Annotated in this window: 25 protein-coding genes and 1 riboswitch; of the genes, 22 read left to right on the top strand and 3 right to left on the bottom strand. The window is 41.8% G+C overall.

Translation table 11 applies throughout. From position 1 onward, the window contains the following. Positions 1 to 24: 24 nt before the first annotated feature. The 18 genes from LGO15_RS19845 (at position 25) to LGO15_RS19760 (ending at position 14,553) form a co-directional block, all read left to right on the top strand. Positions 25 to 219 carry a hypothetical protein gene (locus tag LGO15_RS19845; protein WP_226085651.1) on the top strand — a complete coding sequence of 65 codons (195 nt, stop codon included), beginning with the start codon at positions 25 to 27 and terminating at the stop codon, positions 217 to 219. Then, complete coding sequence (locus LGO15_RS19840) at positions 219 to 518, top strand: hypothetical protein (RefSeq protein WP_226085650.1); 300 nt, start codon at positions 219 to 221, stop codon at positions 516 to 518. The genes LGO15_RS19845 and LGO15_RS19840 overlap by 1 nt, the downstream gene beginning before the upstream one ends. Beyond that, the gene (locus LGO15_RS19835) at positions 515 to 835 is read left to right on the top strand and encodes a phage head-tail adapter protein (protein ID WP_226085649.1); all 321 of its coding nucleotides are present in this window, start codon (positions 515 to 517) and stop codon (positions 833 to 835) included. The genes LGO15_RS19840 and LGO15_RS19835 overlap by 4 nt, the downstream gene beginning before the upstream one ends. After that, entirely contained in the window at positions 835 to 1,284 is a 450-nt protein-coding gene (locus LGO15_RS19830) for an HK97-gp10 family putative phage morphogenesis protein (protein WP_226085648.1), read from the top strand. Before LGO15_RS19835 ends, LGO15_RS19830 begins: the two co-directional genes overlap by 1 nt. Beyond that, entirely contained in the window at positions 1,271 to 1,630 is a 360-nt protein-coding gene (locus LGO15_RS19825) for a hypothetical protein (RefSeq protein WP_226085647.1), read from the top strand. Before LGO15_RS19830 ends, LGO15_RS19825 begins: the two co-directional genes overlap by 14 nt. Before the next feature lie 9 nt (positions 1,631 to 1,639). Beyond that, complete coding sequence (locus LGO15_RS19820) at positions 1,640 to 2,218, top strand: hypothetical protein (protein ID WP_226085646.1); 579 nt, start codon at positions 1,640 to 1,642, stop codon at positions 2,216 to 2,218. Then, complete coding sequence (locus tag LGO15_RS19815) at positions 2,218 to 2,553, top strand: hypothetical protein (protein ID WP_226085645.1); 336 nt, start codon at positions 2,218 to 2,220, stop codon at positions 2,551 to 2,553. The genes LGO15_RS19820 and LGO15_RS19815 overlap by 1 nt, the downstream gene beginning before the upstream one ends. 2 nt (positions 2,554 to 2,555) lie before the next feature. Then, positions 2,556 to 2,843 carry a hypothetical protein gene (locus LGO15_RS19810; RefSeq protein WP_226085644.1) on the top strand — a complete coding sequence of 96 codons (288 nt, stop codon included), beginning with the start codon at positions 2,556 to 2,558 and terminating at the stop codon, positions 2,841 to 2,843. A gap of 40 nt (positions 2,844 to 2,883) precedes the next feature. Then, positions 2,884 to 5,025, top strand: coding sequence for a phage tail tape measure protein (locus LGO15_RS19805; RefSeq protein WP_226085643.1), 2,142 nt, complete (start codon positions 2,884 to 2,886; stop codon positions 5,023 to 5,025). Then, positions 5,025 to 6,443 (top strand): distal tail protein Dit, encoded by a 1,419-nt coding sequence (locus LGO15_RS19800; RefSeq protein ID WP_226085642.1) that lies wholly within the window; start codon positions 5,025 to 5,027, stop codon positions 6,441 to 6,443. Before LGO15_RS19805 ends, LGO15_RS19800 begins: the two co-directional genes overlap by 1 nt. Continuing rightward, positions 6,434 to 9,172, top strand: a complete 2,739-nt coding sequence (locus LGO15_RS19795; protein ID WP_226085641.1) for a M14 family metallopeptidase — start codon at positions 6,434 to 6,436, stop codon at positions 9,170 to 9,172. The genes LGO15_RS19800 and LGO15_RS19795 overlap by 10 nt, the downstream gene beginning before the upstream one ends. A gap of 94 nt (positions 9,173 to 9,266) precedes the next feature. Continuing rightward, complete coding sequence (locus tag LGO15_RS19790) at positions 9,267 to 9,836, top strand: serine acetyltransferase (RefSeq protein ID WP_226085640.1); 570 nt, start codon at positions 9,267 to 9,269, stop codon at positions 9,834 to 9,836. Between the two features lie 108 nt (positions 9,837 to 9,944). Then, entirely contained in the window at positions 9,945 to 12,566 is a 2,622-nt protein-coding gene (locus LGO15_RS19785) for a phage tail spike protein (RefSeq protein WP_226085639.1), read from the top strand. A gap of 10 nt (positions 12,567 to 12,576) precedes the next feature. After that, positions 12,577 to 12,876: a hypothetical protein gene (locus LGO15_RS19780; RefSeq protein ID WP_226085638.1), complete on the top strand. Its 300-nt coding sequence runs from the start codon at positions 12,577 to 12,579 to the stop codon at positions 12,874 to 12,876. 12 nt (positions 12,877 to 12,888) lie between these two features. Further along, positions 12,889 to 13,032 carry a hypothetical protein gene (locus LGO15_RS19775; RefSeq protein WP_226085637.1) on the top strand — a complete coding sequence of 48 codons (144 nt, stop codon included), beginning with the start codon at positions 12,889 to 12,891 and terminating at the stop codon, positions 13,030 to 13,032. A 48-nt stretch (positions 13,033 to 13,080) separates the two neighbouring features. Then, positions 13,081 to 13,380 carry a hypothetical protein gene (locus LGO15_RS19770; protein ID WP_226085636.1) on the top strand — a complete coding sequence of 100 codons (300 nt, stop codon included), beginning with the start codon at positions 13,081 to 13,083 and terminating at the stop codon, positions 13,378 to 13,380. A 13-nt stretch (positions 13,381 to 13,393) separates the two neighbouring features. Beyond that, positions 13,394 to 13,660, top strand: a complete 267-nt coding sequence (locus tag LGO15_RS19765) for a phage holin (RefSeq protein WP_226085635.1) — start codon at positions 13,394 to 13,396, stop codon at positions 13,658 to 13,660. Positions 13,661 to 13,671: 11 nt separating this feature from the next. Then, positions 13,672 to 14,553, top strand: a complete 882-nt coding sequence (locus LGO15_RS19760) for an N-acetylmuramoyl-L-alanine amidase family protein (protein WP_226085634.1) — start codon at positions 13,672 to 13,674, stop codon at positions 14,551 to 14,553. A 15-nt stretch (positions 14,554 to 14,568) separates the two neighbouring features. Here LGO15_RS19760 and LGO15_RS19755 read toward each other — a convergent pair whose 3' ends face one another. The 3 genes from LGO15_RS19755 to LGO15_RS19745 form a co-directional block, all read right to left on the bottom strand. Continuing rightward, positions 14,569 to 14,787, bottom strand: a complete 219-nt coding sequence (locus LGO15_RS19755) for a hypothetical protein (protein ID WP_226085633.1) — start codon at positions 14,785 to 14,787, stop codon at positions 14,569 to 14,571. After that, positions 14,784 to 14,990: a YqaE/Pmp3 family membrane protein gene (locus LGO15_RS19750; protein ID WP_226085632.1), complete on the bottom strand. Its 207-nt coding sequence runs from the start codon at positions 14,988 to 14,990 to the stop codon at positions 14,784 to 14,786. The genes LGO15_RS19755 and LGO15_RS19750 overlap by 4 nt, the downstream gene beginning before the upstream one ends. An 83-nt stretch (positions 14,991 to 15,073) precedes the next feature. Beyond that, positions 15,074 to 15,262: a helix-turn-helix transcriptional regulator gene (locus LGO15_RS19745; protein ID WP_226085631.1), complete on the bottom strand. Its 189-nt coding sequence runs from the start codon at positions 15,260 to 15,262 to the stop codon at positions 15,074 to 15,076. Between the two features lie 301 nt (positions 15,263 to 15,563). On the opposite strand from LGO15_RS19745, the gene LGO15_RS19740 reads away from it, so the two are divergent. Genes LGO15_RS19740 through LGO15_RS19725 form a run of 4 tightly spaced genes read left to right on the top strand, consistent with a single transcriptional unit; the run spans position 15,564 to position 18,444 of the window. After that, positions 15,564 to 16,859, top strand: coding sequence for an FtsK/SpoIIIE domain-containing protein (locus tag LGO15_RS19740; RefSeq protein ID WP_226085630.1), 1,296 nt, complete (start codon positions 15,564 to 15,566; stop codon positions 16,857 to 16,859). Beyond that, positions 16,831 to 17,376 carry a replication-relaxation family protein gene (locus LGO15_RS19735; protein WP_226085629.1) on the top strand — a complete coding sequence of 182 codons (546 nt, stop codon included), beginning with the start codon at positions 16,831 to 16,833 and terminating at the stop codon, positions 17,374 to 17,376. Before LGO15_RS19740 ends, LGO15_RS19735 begins: the two co-directional genes overlap by 29 nt. A 12-nt stretch (positions 17,377 to 17,388) precedes the next feature. Next, positions 17,389 to 17,832: a hypothetical protein gene (locus LGO15_RS19730; RefSeq protein ID WP_226085628.1), complete on the top strand. Its 444-nt coding sequence runs from the start codon at positions 17,389 to 17,391 to the stop codon at positions 17,830 to 17,832. A 3-nt stretch (positions 17,833 to 17,835) separates the two neighbouring features. Further along, positions 17,836 to 18,444, top strand: coding sequence for a M23 family metallopeptidase (locus LGO15_RS19725; protein ID WP_226085627.1), 609 nt, complete (start codon positions 17,836 to 17,838; stop codon positions 18,442 to 18,444). Between the two features lie 248 nt (positions 18,445 to 18,692). Beyond that, positions 18,693 to 18,837: riboswitch (FMN riboswitch) on the top strand. Positions 18,838 to 18,863: the final 26 nt, after the last annotated feature.

Below are 18,863 nucleotides of genomic sequence, written 5' to 3'. Positions count from 1 at the left end.
ATAAAATCGAAAGGGTGAAGTGGAATGCCTAAATACAGAGTATTAAAGTCTTTCACGGATCTCCAGGATGATAATCACATGTACAGAGTGGGGGATAAATACCCTCGCTCTGGACGTGGGAAAAAGGAGCGTATCGAAGAACTTTCAGGCTCCGATAATCTCCAGAAGAGACCGTTAATTGCAGAAGTTGTGGAAGAGAAAAAAGAAGGCGATAAGTAATGTTAGACCAGGACCTTTCAACGGTGCTCAGCCTGGTAAAAGATAGGCTTGGCATTCGTTCAACCGTGCGCGACACGTATATTACAGCGATTATAAAAGGTATTGCGAAAGAGTTGGAAGTTGTTAAAGGCTTGACTCTTGATGTCGCTAATGAGGATCATCATCTTATGTTTGTTGTTGACCTGGCCACATGGCGATATCAAAACCGGGACAGTATGGAGGGAACTCCAAGGCATCTTCAATTCAGGCTTAATGAATTGTATGTGCAGGCTGTTCAAGCGGGGAGCGTGACTCCATGACCTTTGATGATGAACTAACTTTAATTAGCATCAATTACACAGAGAACGAGCTTGGGGATTTAACTGAATCCGAATTCAGGCTCGTTGTTTTGTGTGAGGAATTGTCCGTCACTCGCTCAGAGCATTATGCAGCGGCACAGGCTGGTATGAGGCCAGAGGTTGTATTTGCGGTCAATATGTATGACTATGACGGTCAGCAACGAGTGGAACATCATGGTGATGTTTACAGAGTCATTAGGCATTACAAGAAAAAGAAGTCGAAGGACATTAGCGATTTTGAAACGATCGAATTGGTATGCCAAGGGGTTGATTCTTGATGCCAATGCCTAGAAGCGTAATCAAAGTAAAAAAGAACGGTGTTGAGTTCACTTCCAATGTGGAGAGAGCGAAATATACCATTCAGGAACTTAGCCGGGCGGCTTTGAAAGATGTGGCTAAGTTGATTCGGAGAAGAATGCTCGACAAGGCCAGAAAAATGCCTGGTATGAGACGCGGTAAACGTATTCCTAACGCATTTCAATATTGGGTGAGAAAAAGGGAAACTGATTTGGTAGTAGGTGTTAAGCATGATACCTGGTACGCGGTTGAGCAGGAGCTCGGTACCAATAAGCAACCTAAACGCTCCATCATTCGCTCCACAGTTTACGAAAATATCGATGAAATCCGAATAATTCAAGGTAAATATCTTTCAGCCATCGAGAATGAAAATAGAGCACTAGGCTTAATAAGCGAAGAGGAAGAGGTGAGCGACGATGCTGGAAATTAGAAAACTATTAAACTCCCGGCTGAAATCCATCCATCCTCGTGCTTATTTCCTCAAGGCTCCAGAAACAGCCGTATTCCCTTATCTTGTTTACTCATTCGAAATCACATATCTGGAAGATGGTCTGAACCTTCTCACTCTCGATGTGGACGGATGGGACAACGCGGCGGATACAACAGCACTCGAAACGATGATGAATAATGTCCATGAGCAATTTGATGATGACAAAGTAATAACCGACACTCATGTGATTTCCTTCCACGCTGACAGAAGATTAGCTGTAGAAGATGATGATCCTAGCTTGAACAGAAGAACAAATATATATCTTGGAAGATTATTTGAAAGGTAGGGAAAACAAATGGAATTAAAGACTACCGGTTTAACATCTAATAGCCCACTGCATTACCTTCTTGATGCTGGAGCTGTGTATAAAAACTTAACGTATGATGAATTAGCTGAAGAGTTCATTAACGGTGAACTGATGGGAGCAACTGCCGGAGGTAATGAGTTTTCTTATGCGCCATCATTCAGAAAGATTGAAGTGGACGGAGCAAAAGGGAATTATAAAGGCGGCACGGTTCTAGATGAGGAAGAAGTGTCCTTGACCGTCAACCTAAAAGAATTAACGGCTCAGAATATTGCTACTGCAATCGCGGGGAGCACTGTGGATGACACTGCCACAAACTATACAAAGATTACTTCAAAGGGGAAAGTAGAGCTTACAGACTACACTGACAGCCTTGCATTTGTGGGCAGACTAGCCGGGACTGCTGACCCTGTGGTTATCATTCTGTATAACGTTCTGAGCCTTGAAGGACTAACGCTGAGCACACAGGATAAGAATGAAGCTGTTGTGCCTGTGAAATTTACAGCACATGATGACGGAGACCAAAAATCATTTGAGATTTACTGGCCTAAAGTGACGGTGACTCCTTAATGCGTAACCTGCAATTTCAAGACACCTTTAAAATGCTAAGGATTCTCAAAAAAGCCGGAGTCAGCCGACAAGCTCGGACAATGATGGCTCTGGCTGCGGAATCCAAGGATAAATTGAATATCAAAGAATTAGGCATGGATTTCATTTTCTCTGTTCTCGAAAGCCTCGGGGATGCAGAAGATGAGGTTTATGCTTTTTTTGCAGACTTGACAGGTAAAGAATTAAAAGCCGTTAAGGAAATGAGCCTCGATGAAATGGTAGGTATGTTCGAGGATTTTTTGTCACTCCCGGACTTAAAGAATTTCTTCTCCAAAGTTTTCAAATTGATGAAATAGAAATGTATGATACCCTTCTCCATCGGTACGGTGATATTGGTTTTATTATGGCCTTGCCGATGGATGAAGGATTGCAGATCTATACGAAAGCAATTGATAGAAATGTGGAGAAGTTTATCTGGGAGAAATGGCTTGTGGACTATCAGCGGATGACACCTGATAACTTCGTGCCATTCTCGGAATATCTGCGAAAAGCAAAAGAGCCACCAAAGCCAAAGGATAATCGCTCAGATGAAGAAATACTGGCAGATGCAGATGATATTTTAAAAATGATGAAGCGGTCTGAATAGATCGCTTTTTTTTATTTGCCTTGAAAGAAGGTGAGAATAGATGGAATTATTCAAGTTATTTGGCCGGATCTTGGTCGAGAATGGTGAAGCGAATGAAGCCCTAGACAATACCGATAAAAAAGCCGACAAAACATCAGGCACATTCGGAAAACTTGGCGGAGCAGCAACTATGGTAGGCGGTGTTCTGGCCGGAGCAGTGGCAGCGGGAGCGGCTTTAGCTGCGGCTGGGATTGGTGGTCTATTTGTGGCCAGCGACAACATGACCAAAGCTCTGAACGGATTACAAGCACAGACCGGATTGAATGCAGAAGCAATGGGCGATTTGGAAGGCTCAATAAAAAACATCTACAAAAGAAATTACGGTGAATCCTTCCAAGATATTGCTGATACAATGGCATTCGCAACTAACGCCACAAGTGCATGGGGCGAAGAATTGGAGTATCTTACTCAGGATGCCCTAATGTTGAGGGATACATTTGGTTACGAAACTACTGAATCCATTAGAGCGGCTGACCAACTCATGCAACAATTTGGCGTTAATGGAAGCACATCTATGGCTATGCTAGCGGAAGCAACGCAACTCGGATTAAACAAAAATGAGGATCTCATTGACACCATTGAAGAATATTCCGTTTACTTTAAAACTGCTGGACTTGATGCACAAGATATGTTCGGAATTTTTGAAAATGCAAGTGCGGCGGGTGTTAGAAACCTTGATTATGTCGGTGACGCATTTAAAGAAATGGTTATTCGTACAAAAGACGGTTCCAAAGCTACAACAGAAGCCTATGCAGCATTAGGGTTAAGCTCTAAACAAATGATGAACGACTTTGCTGCCGGTGGAGAAAAAGGTAAAGAAGCCTACCTTAGAATGATGGAAGCTCTCAACGCTATCGAAGATCCAGTGAAAAGGAATACGATTGGTGTACAACTTTTTGGTACCAAATTTGAAGATCTTGAAGCTGGAGCAGTAGAGGCAATGGCAAACTTGACAACGAGTGTAACAGGATCTGTGGACACTCTAAATGAAATTAACGAAATCAAGTATGACTCTTTCGGTGAAGCATTACAGGGGATAGGCAGAAACTTAATGATGGGTGTATTCGAGCCATTTCAGGCGCGGGTCATGCCAATTGTCAATGAGTTCGCTAACTGGATGACCGAGAAAATGCCTGTAGTTGAACAAATTGCCGGAGATACTTTTAATGGATTTCTCAACGTTATTACAGCGGTATATAACTTCTTTAAAGCGAATATTCTCCCTGTATTAAGTGAGTTATATAACTGGATTGAAGGAAATATGCCCACAATTAAAGCAACTGGTGAGAGTGCATTTAATGGGATTGTATCTGTAGCTAAAACTCTCTGGGGGTTTTTCAAAGACAACATAATACCGATATATCAGGATTTATACAGTTGGATTCAAGGACACATGCCAACGATAAGAGCGACAGCAGAGCAAGCATTCAATAAAATCACTGAAGTTGTCCGAAATGCTTGGGCTTTCTTCAAGGACAACCTCCTCCCTATTCTCGCATCTGTGTATGGTTGGGTACAGGCGAACATGCCAACGATTAAAAGAACCATTGAAACAGCCTTCACTGTCATCAAGAATGTAGTAGAAATAGCCTGGGGTATCTTTGAAAACCTCCTTCTCCCTGCACTGAAGAAATTGTGGGAATGGATAGAGCCACACATGCCGGAAATCAAAAAAGCGGTTAAAGACAACATGGATGGCATTGTAAAAGCAGTAGGTTTTGTGGTCGATGTGTTCGAAACTGTCACTGATGTAATTAAAAAAGCGGTTGATTGGCTAGGTCAGTGGAATAACAAAGAAGCCAAGAAAAAGACAGTCACTGTGGAAGAAAGACGAGTATCATCAGGTGGTGGAGACTACAACCTTCCCCGAAACTATACTGGCACGAACAATTTCCGAGGTGGAGCAACGTGGGTAGGAGAACACGGTCCTGAAATTGTTGAGCTTCCACAGGGAAGCAATATCCATTCTGCCAATGATTCAAGGCAAATGGTTCAAAGTGCAAATGAAAAAGTGAAACAACCTATTATCATTCAGATGGTTACACCGGATAAGCGTGTACTGGCTGAAATGATCCATGATGATTTGTTCGATTTAAACAATTTTAAAACTGGTAGAAAGAGCAGAATGGCGGGTGAGTATTAATGTCTTTTACATTCAGAGGAATACAAAAACCATATGTAACGATGACAAGGGGAAAAAAGATTCCGGCATTTGCTCCACTCACTCGCAATCTATTTGATGTGGAAGGAATGCCTGGGGCCTATCCTTCATCAACAAAAACGAATGTCAGGATGTTGGAAATACCAATCGCTATTATTGCTGACAGCATGATGGACTTGCAACAAATGAAAGAGGATATGGCTGAATGGCTTGTTACTGAAAATCCTGAGGAATTAATTTTCGATGCAGAACCAAATCGAAGTTATTATGCTTACATTGATGGCAGCATGGATTTAGATGAAATTGTAGAAGTAGGTGAAGGAGTTCTTACCTTCCTTTGCCCGGATCCTTACAAATTTGGTGTTGAGAAATCACTTGATTTTATTAACGCGGCATCTTTTCATATTGAGGGCACAGCAGAGACTTATCCAACCATTACAGCGGAAATCAAAGCGGATACTACCTTCGTAGCAGTCTCAGATGGTGCAGAAAGGCTCAATATGATTGGCATGCCTTTGAATGTAGATGAAGTCGCTTACGAACCTGAAACAAGGATATTAACCGATAATATGGCTTCCACAGTAGGCTGGACAGATACAACTTCCATTGAGGAAGGAACCAAAGCCGGTACTCTCAGGAGTAACGGTTATTCCTTTGTTCCGGACAGCTACGGAACAGGCACTAAATGGCATGGGCCAGCATTGAAAAGGTCATTGAGCGAGCCTTTACAAGATTTCAGACTTGAGGGCATTCTTGGTCAGATTGGCTCAGCTGGAGAAGTCGGATCAGTCGAAATTGCGGGTCTGGATGCAAGTAACAACTTTGTGTTTAAGCTGCTCATGACAAAACGCTCAGCCAACTCAAAAGCGGTATGGGCCAGAATCAGGGCAGGTAGTGCAGTGAATGGGCATGACATCATGAATGAGTTTGGAGCTTATGACTGGGTATGGCAGTACTTCTACGGTGTACTAGGCATCCAGCGCATCGGCAACAAGTGGGAAGCTTATGTCTCCAAGATTGATGAAAACGGAAAAAGGCACTCATCCTCTCGTAAACTGTGGACGGATTCCACAAGCATTGCCACTGCACCTGTAACTCAGATTCAAGTCCAGTTGTGGCAGCATAGCACCATTCCAGTTACTGAACAGTATGTAACGGATCTCAAAGCATGGAGAGTGAATCCAGAAACTGCTGGAGTGCCCATTATCGCAAAGGCCGGAGATATTGTTATCTTTGACCATCAGAACAACTTAATCACCAAGAACGGTGTGGATATAACGAAAGAAAAGGCTTTTATCGGTGAATATTTCCCACTAGAAAAAGGAATGAACGATATTGTCATTGAGCCTGTAGAAGCAATCGAAAAGTCAGAAGTGAGGTGGAAACCTAGATGGCTGTAGAAAACAGATATCAAATTGAAGTAAATATGAAGTCCAGGATGTTCCGGGAAGTCCCGGAAGTCGTGGCAAATGACAAAGTAATCTTTGAAATCACAGTGTATGATGGTCCAGATAAGTTTCCTTTGTCGGCAGCATATACCTATCATTTAACCTCTTTGAAGCTTGGTGGTAAATCCGTTATCCGAGAAGGTTCTATGTCAGGAGACGTGATTGTCTTTGAATTAGGCACATCCGAAATGACCGTGCCTGGTAAGGTGGAGGGAACGGTCCAGATTTTCGATGAAAACAATGACCGCATTTCATCTTCCAAGTTTGATTATTTTGTGAAGCGTGATCCAAGCTTGCAAGGTTCACTACCGGCAGACAATACGAGCCTGATAATCGCTAATGAATCACTGCTAACAAGTGCCGTTGAGAAGTCAGACACAGCAATTGCTGACTCTTCCACAGCGTTGACAAGGGCAGAAGGAGCTGAAACAAAAGCGACAGCTGCAGAGAACACAGCGAACCAGGTGAAGAGTGAATTTGATTTAGTGGTCGCAGAAGCCGGCAGTAACAATCCCGAAGTCGTTCAAGCTCGTGGACAATATGTGAATTTGAATGACAGATTGGCTCAAACTGATGCACAATTGGCGGATGTAGTTCAACAGAAAGCAGATAAAACAGAAATAGGTACTCTAACTTCAAGCAAGGCTGATATTGCCTATGTAGATACAAAAGTGGCAAGTGTAGCAAGCGGTTCACCAAAGGGAGTTTATGCTACTCTTGCAGACCTACAATCAGTTTACCCTACTGGAGCGACAGGTTCATATTTAGTTACTGCTGATGGTAAATGGTACTACTGGAACGGAACGGCATGGGCAGCAGGAGGGCAATATCAAAGTACTGGTATTTCTAAGAAATCTGTTGGTATTGATAAGGTAAACTTTGTTAAGGAATCAAGTAACTTATTCAACCATAACACAGTGACACAAGGAATATATTTGGCTTTGGATGGTACTGTTACATCTTCATCTTCGTATTCCATGACTGATTTTATTCCTGTTGAAGTAGGTAAGACATATTCAGCTTACGGATTTGTTCATTTCAGTCGGTTTGATTCCAATAAACAGTTCATTAATCGGTCGGATACAGGTGGTGCAACAGCGACATATACTCATACAATCACAAGCGGAGTAGCTTATATCCGATTAAGTTTTCAACACACCAGCTCATTATTACGACAGGTTAATGAAGGTTCTTCGTTGTTACCGTATGAGAAGTGGTTTACACCTTATATGGAAAAAGTCAATGCGACAAACCTAAATGATGGTGTTGTTGAAAACAAACACATTAAGGAAAAAGAAATTAGTTTCGAGAAAACAAACTTTATCAATAGATCATCTAATATCTTTGATATAAGTACAATTTCAAGAGGATACAACCTTTCGAGTGCTGATGGAAGTCTTGTTGTAAATAGTGCATACAACAGTTCTGATTATATTGTTGTAAACCCTTCGACAGACTACACGTATTATGGGTTCCTTAACGTTGCTTATTATGATGCGAATAAGCAATTTATAAGTAGACCTCTTTTGGATTATGCAGGGAAAACCCTGACTACACCATCAAATGCTAAGTATATAAGGGTGCATTATCAGCCAAACAACTCGAACAAACCGAGACAGATAAATAAAGGTAGTATCAAATTACCTTATGAAGAATTTTACAGCACCTTCAATAGCGATACGGGATTGTCAGGGTTGAATGTACTGCTGAAAAAGGGAGTCATAAACCCACCAGACCGTTATATCATAGACTTGCCTGTTGACGGAGTTTATACCACAAATGACACATTTGCAGATTATACAAACTTCGGAACGAGTACAGCCAGTGATGTTTACAGTATGTTTGATGGATTAATGACAGCGTATCCAGATTACATCACAAAAGAATTGCTGGGTAATGATTCGACAGGATTACCAATGTATGTGTATTATCTAAACCCATCTTTTCCGAATGCTGATGTAGAAACGAAGAAAGTGAAGGTATTTCTCACTTGCGGAGTTCATGGAAACGAAAAGGCTTCAACGTTATCCACTTATCTATTCGTGAAGCAGATGTGTGAGAAATGGGAAAATAACTCTTTACTAGAAGCGTTGCGTTTCAATGTGAAGTTTGTCATTATTCCAGTCGGTAATCCGAGTGGCTGGAATGCTTTTACCAGAACTAATGCAAATGGTGTGGATATTAACAGGAACTTCCCTTTTGAGTGGGTTCAAGGTACATCTGGAACTAGCACTTATGGCGGCTCTGCACCACTAAGTGAACTAGAAAGCCAGTACATCAAATCTGTATTTGACAATCATCCAGACATTAACATGATGTATGATTTCCACAATTTCCACACGGACAGCAATGGCACATATTTTATGTGGATTCCAACTGCTTCTGGATCGTATGTACAGCATATGGCTCAATCGTTGTTTAGTCGATTAACAAGAAAGTGGAAGAAAGAATATACTTTCATCCCTGAAAACTATCATGCTGGATATGCAAGCACAGCAGGAGAGGGCATGATTCAAAACTACGCTAATTCAATCGGGATTAAGTATTCTTCGACATTTGAAATTTGTTGGAAGTGGGTTTTGGATGCGAATTCTGTACCTTATGACCAAAACACATGTAAATCTGGCGTGGAAGCATTGGCTAACTGGTTATTGATTAACCTAAAAGAACTTACGAAGTAATAAGGGAATTGGTATAAAATTTTCCGGTTTTTATTGTAAATAAATATTAAAAATATAGAATAAAAGGAGGAATAAATAAAAAGGGGTGCCGTAAATGATTTTAAAATTGTTAATCAACAAGGCAGGGGGATTTTGGAGAATACGGGAAAAATGCATGCAATCAAAAATTCCGTTTATCCGATTGTTTTACAAAATTTTATACATGTTTTACGTTGAATCTTACAACTCTTATATCCCCCTGAGAGTTAAGTTTCTTTCCAGACCAAGCTTTCCTCATGGTATAGCAGGTATTTTCGTATCGAGTGATTCTGTTATAGGTAAGAATTGCGTTATTTTTCATCAAGTCACAATCGGTTCTAATCGTTTGCCAGATTCGAAAGGAACAGGATCACCTAACATCGGAGATAATTGCTATATTGGTGCTGGAGCGAAGATCATTGGAAATGTAAAAATTGGTGACAATGTACGAATTGGTGCAAATTGCATGGTATTTAAAGATATACCAAGTAATTCAGTAGTAGTGAGCCAACCACCAAGAATAATTGAAAAAGAGTCATTGAATAACAGGTTTTATATGAAAAGAAGTGGTTCGTGGGAATACTTCGAGGATAACAAATGGGTAGTCGAACAAGACAAAGAAATAATCGAATCATTGGAAAAATAAAACTAACGTCACAATAGGACACGATAGTTCAGTTAAAAGTTTGTGAAAAATTATGATCGAGAGGGCTGAATTTCAGCTCTCTTTTTTATTGGGAAGGCGGTGAAATCATTGCCAGAAAAAGAAACACTCATCCACATTCTGCACCGGCAGTCAGATGAAATCTTGGGCACATTGAGTACAAAGAAAGCAGAATTCAACAATGCCATACGAACTGATAGCTTGGAGAATATAAATACTTTTGACTTCATAGCCAATGCGAAAGTTGAAAAGGCAGCCTTGCTTGAAAAGCGAAACAGGATACTGCTGCAGGATGAAGATGGAGGATTTAGAGAGTATATCATTAATCGAACAGAACAATTTTCCCGGACTGAAAAGCTTGTTAGGACTGATGCAAGCTTTATTGATCTAGGAAAGGCGAAGGTCATTTATCCTCAAACGTTGACTGGTGCGACTTCTTCCACAGCGGTGCAGCTGGCACTGTCAGGCACTAAGTGGAAGCCTGGTGTCATCGATTTTACTTATATCCGTACCATTAACATTGAAACTCACACCAATCCTTTAGCCTTATTAAAGCTCATAGCGTCTGAATTTGGCTTAGAAATCCGTTATAGGGTGGAAGTTAAGGGCAACAGGATTGTGGGCAGATACGTGGATATGAGGGAACAGATAGCAGGTTTTGAAGGTAAGGAAATTGTGTTCGGCAAGGATTTAATCGGAGTAAAGCGAATAGAAGATAACAATGGTATCGTCACTGCATTGCTCGGACTTGGACCTGAGAAAGACGATGGCACAAGAATATCCGTCCTGGTGGAAGATGAAGAGGCTTTGCAACGATGGGGAGATGATAACGGAAACCACCTCATCGAGATCTATGAGCCTGAGTCATCCGATACCGATATGACGGTTGACCGATTGCGTACCTTGACCGAGAACGAACTGGAAAAGCGCATAGATGCCATCGTCACTTATGAATGTGAAGCGGCAAGTCTCGAGCATATCTTTGGTCGGGAACATGAAAAAATCCGTTTAGGTCGTACTGTTAGGATTAAGGATGATGGTTACAATCCACCTCTTTACCTGGAAGCGAGGATAAGGGAAACGGAAGTAGATCCTGCAGCTAAAAAAGTGCTATCTTTCAAGATTGGCAATTTCATTGAATACAAGAAATCAGACTTGGAGAAACAAATCAGCACGTTGAAGAACTTGATGGCGCAAAAAGTCTCGAGAGCATATGCTGCGGAAATTTTTGAGAAAAAGAAAGTCCTGTCAGATACTCCACCGACCGACACAGAAGCCATTTGGGTATATCCAGACCCAGCACTTGAGGTCAACATTGCCCATGTTTTCGACAATGATGTGGAGGATTGGGTACCAATCACGACCACAGATGCCGGGGATATCATAAAAGGTGTCATGCTCTTTGATCGATTGCAAGGCGGTACGATGACCCTGGGCGGTACGAACAATGGATATGGGAGAATGATGGTTCTCGATGCGAATGGTGAGGTCATCGCGGATTTAAATGCTGAAACAGGCGGCTTCTCTGATTTGTATGTAGCTAAACTGCAAAGTCCTTCTGTGGTCGGCTATAACGACCAGGATATCTCGCTCGTCGTGGATCCAATCAACGGCAATGACCTAAACAGTGGAATAGGTATTTCTAATGCAAAGAAAACCATACAAGCATGTATTGACTCTATTCCGAAGCATAATGATGGCAATATTTTAATCACGTTGCATTATGACAATGCCCGGGAGATTTACGAGAATGTCAGAATAGAAGGGTTTACAGGCAAAGGTAAAATCACTCTTGATGGGCAAATCGTCTTGAACTACATCACAGGAGATATTATCGTCACTGGCTGCACGAATGAAATCGATGTGAAGCTTTTGACATTGAAAACTACAAACGGAGTAGGCCTGGAAGTGTTTCGCTCACCATATGTCTACGCAAACAACGTTCGGGTACAAGGTCAAGGTAATGGGCGCGGTTTTTATGCAGGCGAAGGAGGCAATCTATGGCTCACAGAGTGCAATGTTGTGGGCGCGGCCCTTGGCATTTATGCCAGATACTTCGGCAATGTCTACGTTCGGAATTGTACTGGTTTAGGTGAAACATACGGAATGGCTGCTCAATCCGGTGGAGTAATTAGGGGGTTAGGAACGGCACCTGGAGGCAAGACAAGCAATACTTATGTCGAGGCTGACAGTACCATTCAAGGTTCATTTACCTATCCATCTGCACCTGCTCCAGAGGCACCGGCCACAGAAACAACAAAGACCTGGGCAGCATCCTCAGGAGATAACTGGAGCACCTCTGGATATTGGGGCGGTGATGGTGTAAAGCAAGGTAACTGGGGATACGGCAGACGAACAGGATTGTGGTTATTTGGTTCTGCACCTTCCACAGCGGTTACTGGCAAGACGATTAAGAATATCCGGGTTAAAATAACAAGAAGCAGCAGTGGTGGCTATTCTGGCAAAGTGCCAATCTTTGTAGGCTATCATGGTTATACAAGCAAGCCAGGAAGCTCACCAACAGTCTCAGGTGCCTATCATGCAGTAAGCCTTGGCTATGGAGAGTCCGCATGGGTGACGTTACCTGCTTCATTTAGAACAGCATTTGCAAATGGTACAGCTAAAGGCATCGGTGTTTATGTGGCTTCTGACAGCCGGTCATATTATGCGGCACTTAGTGCAGCTGCCACACTAGAAATCACCTACGCATAGGAGGGAGATTATGAAACTCGTTATCTACGATCAGGAACATAACATTAAAGAAATACGAGAAAACATTCTCTCTCCAGTTGTGGAAGGGAATGATGTGAGATGGGAGGGTGGTTCTTTAACAGGAATCAAATTCCCTTTTATTTTGCTCGATGATGAACTGGAAGTCGGAGAAACCTTAACCGATGAAATCATCCAACTTGACAAAAAGGAAGAATATCCTGCCCACGATCTTGTGGAAGAGAACCTAGATTTGAGGACCAGGTTGGAAAGCGCAGAAGCTGCCATTTTAACACTGATGGACATTGTATAAGGAGTGGTGAAAATGTACGGATTTTTACTTAATATGTGGATCATGGGAAGAGTGACAGAAACCCAGATTAATAACTATGTCGGCAAAGGATTTATCACACAGGAAGAGGCTGATATGATCCTGGCCACACCTCAGAAAGATAGTACTGAAGCATGATATTGACCATCAGTTATAAAGGGTAAATAGGTGAGAGGGGGTACCACATTGGAGGAGATGACAGTGCCAGAACGATTAGACAATCATGAAGAGCGAATAAAAAGCCTGGAAGAATATCGATTGCAGCAAGAAAAGATTAACATGGAGATCAAAGCGCAGCTAACAGCCACCGAAATGACGGTACTCAAAGAGTCAGGGAAACAACAGGAAATGACACAAAAGCTTTTAGATCATGTGTTAAACGGAAAGGCATTTACCCAACAGCAGTTTTGGAAAGTAACAGGAGCTGCCCTTGGAGCTGGAGGGTTTTTATATTTAATTCTTGAAGCCGTTGCAAACAAGCAATAGGGAGGAAAAGCAAATGATTAACTGGAAAGTAAGATTTAAAAACCCAGTATTCTTGGCGCAAATGGGATTAGCATTTTTCATGCCAATTCTCGCATATTTCGGACTGACAGCGCAGGACCTCACTACTTGGGGTTCTGTTTTTAATTTAATTGGAGATGCAATCCAGAATCCTTATGTAGTGTTAACGATTGCGGCTAGTATGTGGAATGCGGTCAATGATCCGACCACAGCTGGTATAGAAGATAGTGCACGGGCGAAACGATATCAGGAACCACAATAGGAGGGAGAAATATGCCTTACAATGTGTTAAGAAAACCTATTTTGATAATTGACCCCGGACATGGTGGTAAAGACCCTGGAGCTGTTTCAAAATATGGCAGAGAAGAAGATTGGACATTGAAAATTTCACTGTATCAATACGAACGATTCCAAGCGCTAGGTGTTCCGGTAGTCATCAGTCGTACCAAAGATGTTGATTTGGAAGAAAACGAACGTGTTTCAACTGTTAAAAACAGCGGTGCAACGTATTGTTTTTCCAACCACCTAAATGCTGGCGGAGGTGATCGGGCAGAGGTCATACACAGTATTTATGATGACGGTGAATTAGCTAATCTAATTAAAGAAGAATTGGAAGCAGTCGGTCAAGAAACAGTAAAGGTCTACACTCGCAAAGGTTCGAATGGTGCAGATTATTACTACATGAATAGAAGAACCGGAGCGGTAAAAACCAATATCATTGAGTACTGTTTCTTAGATAATGAGGCGGATTTCAAACATTTTAGTGAGAACTGGAAAGCCTACGCTGAAGCACCTATAAAAGCTTTCTGTAAGCATATTAAACACCCTTATAAACCTCTTGAACAGAAGGAAGGCTGGAAGAAGGAAAATGGCAAGTGGTTCTTCTACGAAAAAGGCAAAAAGGAAACCGGCTGGGTGAAGTGGAAGAATAAATGGTATTTCCTCAATGATCAAGGGGAAATGCAAAATGGTTGGATAAAGGATAAAGGAAAGTGGTATTATCTTAATCCAGATCCAGACAAAGGCGAAATGATGACTGGCACCGTTACTTACAAGGGAAAGCTTTATTACCTGAATCCAGACGGTTCTATGGCTGAAAACACACCTGTTAATGTTACATTAAAAGCCGGTAAAGACGGAGCACTTGCTCCATAAAAAGAAGCCTCACTCCTAATCGAGTGGGGCTTTCATCATTTCTATGACCTTTTCAGTTAAATCCTCTTTTCCATCCACAATTACTTCAAGCAATTCCTCAAAGTATACTTCTTTCCTGATCTGCTTAATCCAATCTAAAGCGACTTTTTCCGGTTTACGGCCTTTCAGTGTGAAAGATCCTCTTTGTTCAACTCGGCCAGCTGGAGAAAGGTACTTTATTTTTAAAGTGATCACTGCTGCTTATTTGCTTGAGCAATAATCTTCGCTTGTTCCCTCATTCGCTTATCTGCATTTGCTCCATTAATGACGATCCATGCGTGAATGACTCCCGGCAGCCAGAAAAAAATTGTAAGTACCAGATTAAGTAATGCCTGAAATGGCTTTCCTTTCAATAACACGGCAACAGGGGGCAGAATAACAGCTAATAAATACATCATTTTAATTTCCTCCTAATAATTCAATTTTTACTAATATGTATTCCACAGATGAATATTATTTCCTCTTTTCACCAATTTAATTTCTAACGTTCATAAAGATCATCGACCTTCACGCCCAATATATCGGCAAGAATGAAAGATTTCTTAAGGGAAATATCACTGTGTTCAGTTTCATAATTCCTTAGCTGCTTCACACTGATCCCCAGCTTTTTAGCCACGAATGACTTCTGGAGTCCTCTTGCTTTTATCAATTCTTCTATCCTACACCTCATATTCATCACCTGTCTATATATTCAACAGACAAGCATTTATTCCCTTTTTCGAATTTTCTTTCCGAGGACAGGCAATTTAATTTCGTTTGGGCATACGATTTACTATACCTTAAAAAGTTCGCAGATAGGGAGCACTCGAAAAATCGTTTAGATCATACGGTTTCCCCCTTCTTCCACTATGACGGAGGGCGAACAATAAAACGACATAAAGAATCGCTCTAAGTCAGTCACTGAAACTTGTATCTATTATTCGTTTGGTTTGGGACTATACTTCGTATTCTTAAAGGTGGTGGTGCCATTTATGATATTCGAGATTACTAGCAGCATTTTAGCGGGAGGTTTGATGGGATTTTCTTATTTACAAAAGAAAAATGTGAACAGTGACGCGGCAAAAATTCAGAAAATATGTGCTCAGAATGGCCTGGACTTCAAAGACGATAACATGCAGCTACTCAGGAAGTCCAAAATTAAGGACGGTGAAAAGGTAGTAGGGATTGAATACGCATATCGAATCCCATTGGGTAAAAGCTTCCACGATTACGAGTTGAAGAAAGAGCATATCCAGGATGGCTTGAATAACAAACAATCACTTGTGGACATATCGCTGGATGACCTCAGAAGTCTTAAATTGAACAGGAACATCACGAAGGATATAAAAGCATTATTGGAGAAGAAAAAAGATGTCAGGAAGGAAATAGAGCTTTCTTATGACGGTGTTTTGAAGATTAAAGTATTCAATGAACCATTACCAACTAAATTCAACTTTGAAACTGGAATATCAAAGGGATGGAAGGTGCCAGTGGGCAAAAGCAGAGGCGGGATGATTCTTTACGACTTCGAAAAGAAAGCTCATATCATTGTGGCCGGCACAACGGACTTCGGAAAATCTAACTGGGTAAACTGCACGATCAACACGTTGCTGCATAACCAAGGCGAAAATGTTTCTTTTACCCTTATCGACTTAAAAGGCGGTCTGGAATTTAATCGGTACCGAAATTTAAAACAAGTGAAGGCCTATGCAACGAATGTGGAAGAAGCAGTTAAAGCACTTGAAGCAGCAGTAGAAGAAATGGATAGCATGACGGAATATTTGCTGGAAAATGGATTTTCTAATGTAAAAGATGCAGGAGTAAAGGAAAGACATTTTATCGTCATCGATGAAGCGGCTGATATGGCTGATGACAAAGAGTGCCAGGCTTTATTGAAGGACATAGCCAGGAAAGGCAGAGCAAGCGGTCTCAGGCTTATATACACAACTCAATACCCGACAGCCGAGACTGTTAGCTCACAGGTGAAAAGAAACTGCATAGGGCGGTTGTGCTTCGTCCTCGATACTGCCACTGCAAGTCAGGTGGTACTCGATCAGCCAGGAGCGGAGAAACTGCCAGCGGTTCAAGGAAGGGCATTATATAAGGATTTAGGATTGATTGAAGTCCAAACACCATATATCTCGAATGATGCGATAAATAAAGTCATTCAACCACACATAAATATCAGACCTCGGAAGGAAAGGGTTGAAATGAATGAAGAAGGAAATCGAAAGGCAGCAAAGGGAGGAAGCCATACTCTTGTCATTGAAGAGACTAGATTATCTTAGCCGGTCACAGATCCAGAAGCTTCACAGGTTGAAAAGTGACAGGAACGCTCAAAGGGTATTGAAGAACATGGGCGATTTTCTAAACAGCTTCAAAGATGGCGAGAACATTTACTATCTCAATGAAGAAGGTCGAGAGCGGGTAGGAGCAACCAAAGTGATGAAGAAAACCACGCAAGCCAGGCACTATATCATGAGGAATACACTTTTCATCGGCTACGGCTGCCCTTCCACATGGAAGAATGAAGTGAAGCTGGAAGTGAAGGGGAAAGTAACAGTCGTGGCCGATGCTATTTTTAAAAATAACAATCAATTTTATATTATTGAAGTTGATCACACTCAGAAGATGGTGAAGAACAAAGGGAAAATTGAGCGATATAAGAAGCTTATGGAATTGAATGTGTTCGAGAAGCAGCCGAAATTCATCTGGATCACGACAACAGAGCTAAGAAGGAAACAACTGCAGACAGCATCTGAAGGTTTAGATGTTCGAGTATATACAGTGAAAGACTTTATTTGAGGGGGAGACAGCATGTTCAGACAAAAGCAAGAAGTGATCAGCTTTAAGGATTTCATGAACAAAGGGAAGGACATCATCAGTGTGGAAGAAATGGAAGTGATGAAGAAAGGGAGTACAGCAGGCTTAGCTTTTGGATTATCCATGCTGCCACTTGCATTCTCTCCAATCACAAAAGCCACTCCAGCTTCAGCGCATGAAGTTATTACTGTAACGACTCAGCAGGCAGATATGTCAGCAAAAATCATGACTGCCTTTGACCCATTGATTGAATTGGTGCAAGTGCTGGCCTATCCTGTGGCAATGGTTGTGGCTCTTGGGGGTGTCATCATGGTGATGATTCGAAATCCTGAGAAGGGATATTCCATGATGATGTCGGCAGGTTTAGGAATTATCCTGATCAACATTGTTCCAATGGTTCTGGATATTCTAATCGAAGTCATGAAAAGCGCGGTGTAAATCATGATTGTACGAATAACTTCTAAATTCGGAGAAGTCAGCCAGGTTCATCCGACTCCACACACAGGGATAGACATTGGATTTCCAGAAGGGAGCCAGTTGCACTCCATAGGGGAAGCAGTCGTGGAGCGGGTAGTCGATTATGGAAGCCAGAACATCGGAAAAGGTGTCATCCTTCGATTAGCTGATGGCAGAGAAGCCATATATGGGCATATGAGCGATATAAAAGTTAAGTCAGGGCAAACACTCCATGAGGGGGATATAATCGGTCTAAGCGGAAACACAGGTCATTCTACAGGACCGCACTTACACTTTGGAATGAAAGATAACGGACAGTTTGTAGATCCGACTAGCACATGGGAAAAATTCATAGCGAATGGGAAGGTTGGGGATGGAATTGGAGACATACCAGAGGTCAATGGTTGGAAGTGGATCGGTGAAAAGGTACTTGGTGACGGCTTGCAGCATTGGATTGCGGATTACATTGTGGCATTACCTCTCCTGGTGGGGATTAGCATTGGTGTATGGGGTCTACTTAATATGGTTCATTCTCGGCTTGCAACATGGGGCGTGATGGGGGTGTTTATACTTGGAGGGTTGGCGGTGATATAAAAAAGAGCCGGGAAAATCTCGGCTCCTTTTGCTGCTCGCAATGATATATGGCGTATAAGTAAATTATACAAGATGTCCGAATATTTCGCAACAAGGAAATAAGAGCCAGGAATATCCCCGACTCCATTTATATCAAGAAGAATGCTGGCTAAGCACCATTAATTATATACCCAGATTGCAACATGACGAAAACTGCGATACCATAGGATTATCAACTAAATATAAAACGACTTTGTCCGTTGGGATAGAGTCGCCTTCGGGGTCGGGTGAAATTCCCAACCGGCGGTGATGAAGCGATGCTTCTTAGTCCGTGACCCGGTTAACATTTGTTAAACGGTGGATCTGGTGAAACTCCAGGGCCGACAGTTAAAGTCTGGATGGGAGAAGGAAAAAAACGAGGATTAAGAGAATGGGACCAG

This window comes from Mesobacillus sp. S13 (assembly GCF_020422885.1).
GTDB lineage: Bacteria > Bacillota > Bacilli > Bacillales > Cytobacillaceae > Mesobacillus > Mesobacillus selenatarsenatis_A.
The sequence above is the reverse complement of the archived record's forward strand: the minus strand, read 5'-3'. Positions and strand labels throughout refer to the sequence as shown.

Coding starts and splice junctions, on each gene's coding strand:
- LGO15_RS19840 (WP_226085650.1), top strand. CDS start 219: ATGTTAGACCAGGACCTTTCAACGGTGCTCAGCCTGGTAAAAGATAGG.
- LGO15_RS19750 (WP_226085632.1), bottom strand. CDS start 14,990: ATGATGTATTTATTAGCTGTTATTCTGCCCCCTGTTGCCGTGTTATTG.
- LGO15_RS19795 (WP_226085641.1), top strand. CDS start 6,434: ATGGCTGTAGAAAACAGATATCAAATTGAAGTAAATATGAAGTCCAGG.
- LGO15_RS19805 (WP_226085643.1), top strand. CDS start 2,884: ATGGAATTATTCAAGTTATTTGGCCGGATCTTGGTCGAGAATGGTGAA.
- LGO15_RS19765 (WP_226085635.1), top strand. CDS start 13,394: ATGATTAACTGGAAAGTAAGATTTAAAAACCCAGTATTCTTGGCGCAA.
- LGO15_RS19760 (WP_226085634.1), top strand. CDS start 13,672: ATGCCTTACAATGTGTTAAGAAAACCTATTTTGATAATTGACCCCGGA.
- LGO15_RS19830 (WP_226085648.1), top strand. CDS start 835: ATGCCAATGCCTAGAAGCGTAATCAAAGTAAAAAAGAACGGTGTTGAG.
- LGO15_RS19790 (WP_226085640.1), top strand. CDS start 9,267: ATGATTTTAAAATTGTTAATCAACAAGGCAGGGGGATTTTGGAGAATA.
- LGO15_RS19725 (WP_226085627.1), top strand. CDS start 17,836: ATGATTGTACGAATAACTTCTAAATTCGGAGAAGTCAGCCAGGTTCAT.
- LGO15_RS19780 (WP_226085638.1), top strand. CDS start 12,577: ATGAAACTCGTTATCTACGATCAGGAACATAACATTAAAGAAATACGA.
- LGO15_RS19825 (WP_226085647.1), top strand. CDS start 1,271: ATGCTGGAAATTAGAAAACTATTAAACTCCCGGCTGAAATCCATCCAT.
- LGO15_RS19730 (WP_226085628.1), top strand. CDS start 17,389: ATGTTCAGACAAAAGCAAGAAGTGATCAGCTTTAAGGATTTCATGAAC.
- LGO15_RS19815 (WP_226085645.1), top strand. CDS start 2,218: ATGCGTAACCTGCAATTTCAAGACACCTTTAAAATGCTAAGGATTCTC.
- LGO15_RS19835 (WP_226085649.1), top strand. CDS start 515: ATGACCTTTGATGATGAACTAACTTTAATTAGCATCAATTACACAGAG.
- LGO15_RS19740 (WP_226085630.1), top strand. CDS start 15,564: ATGATATTCGAGATTACTAGCAGCATTTTAGCGGGAGGTTTGATGGGA.
- LGO15_RS19775 (WP_226085637.1), top strand. CDS start 12,889: ATGTACGGATTTTTACTTAATATGTGGATCATGGGAAGAGTGACAGAA.
- LGO15_RS19745 (WP_226085631.1), bottom strand. CDS start 15,262: ATGAGGTGTAGGATAGAAGAATTGATAAAAGCAAGAGGACTCCAGAAG.
- LGO15_RS19820 (WP_226085646.1), top strand. CDS start 1,640: ATGGAATTAAAGACTACCGGTTTAACATCTAATAGCCCACTGCATTAC.
- LGO15_RS19810 (WP_226085644.1), top strand. CDS start 2,556: ATGTATGATACCCTTCTCCATCGGTACGGTGATATTGGTTTTATTATG.
- LGO15_RS19845 (WP_226085651.1), top strand. CDS start 25: ATGCCTAAATACAGAGTATTAAAGTCTTTCACGGATCTCCAGGATGAT.
- LGO15_RS19800 (WP_226085642.1), top strand. CDS start 5,025: ATGTCTTTTACATTCAGAGGAATACAAAAACCATATGTAACGATGACA.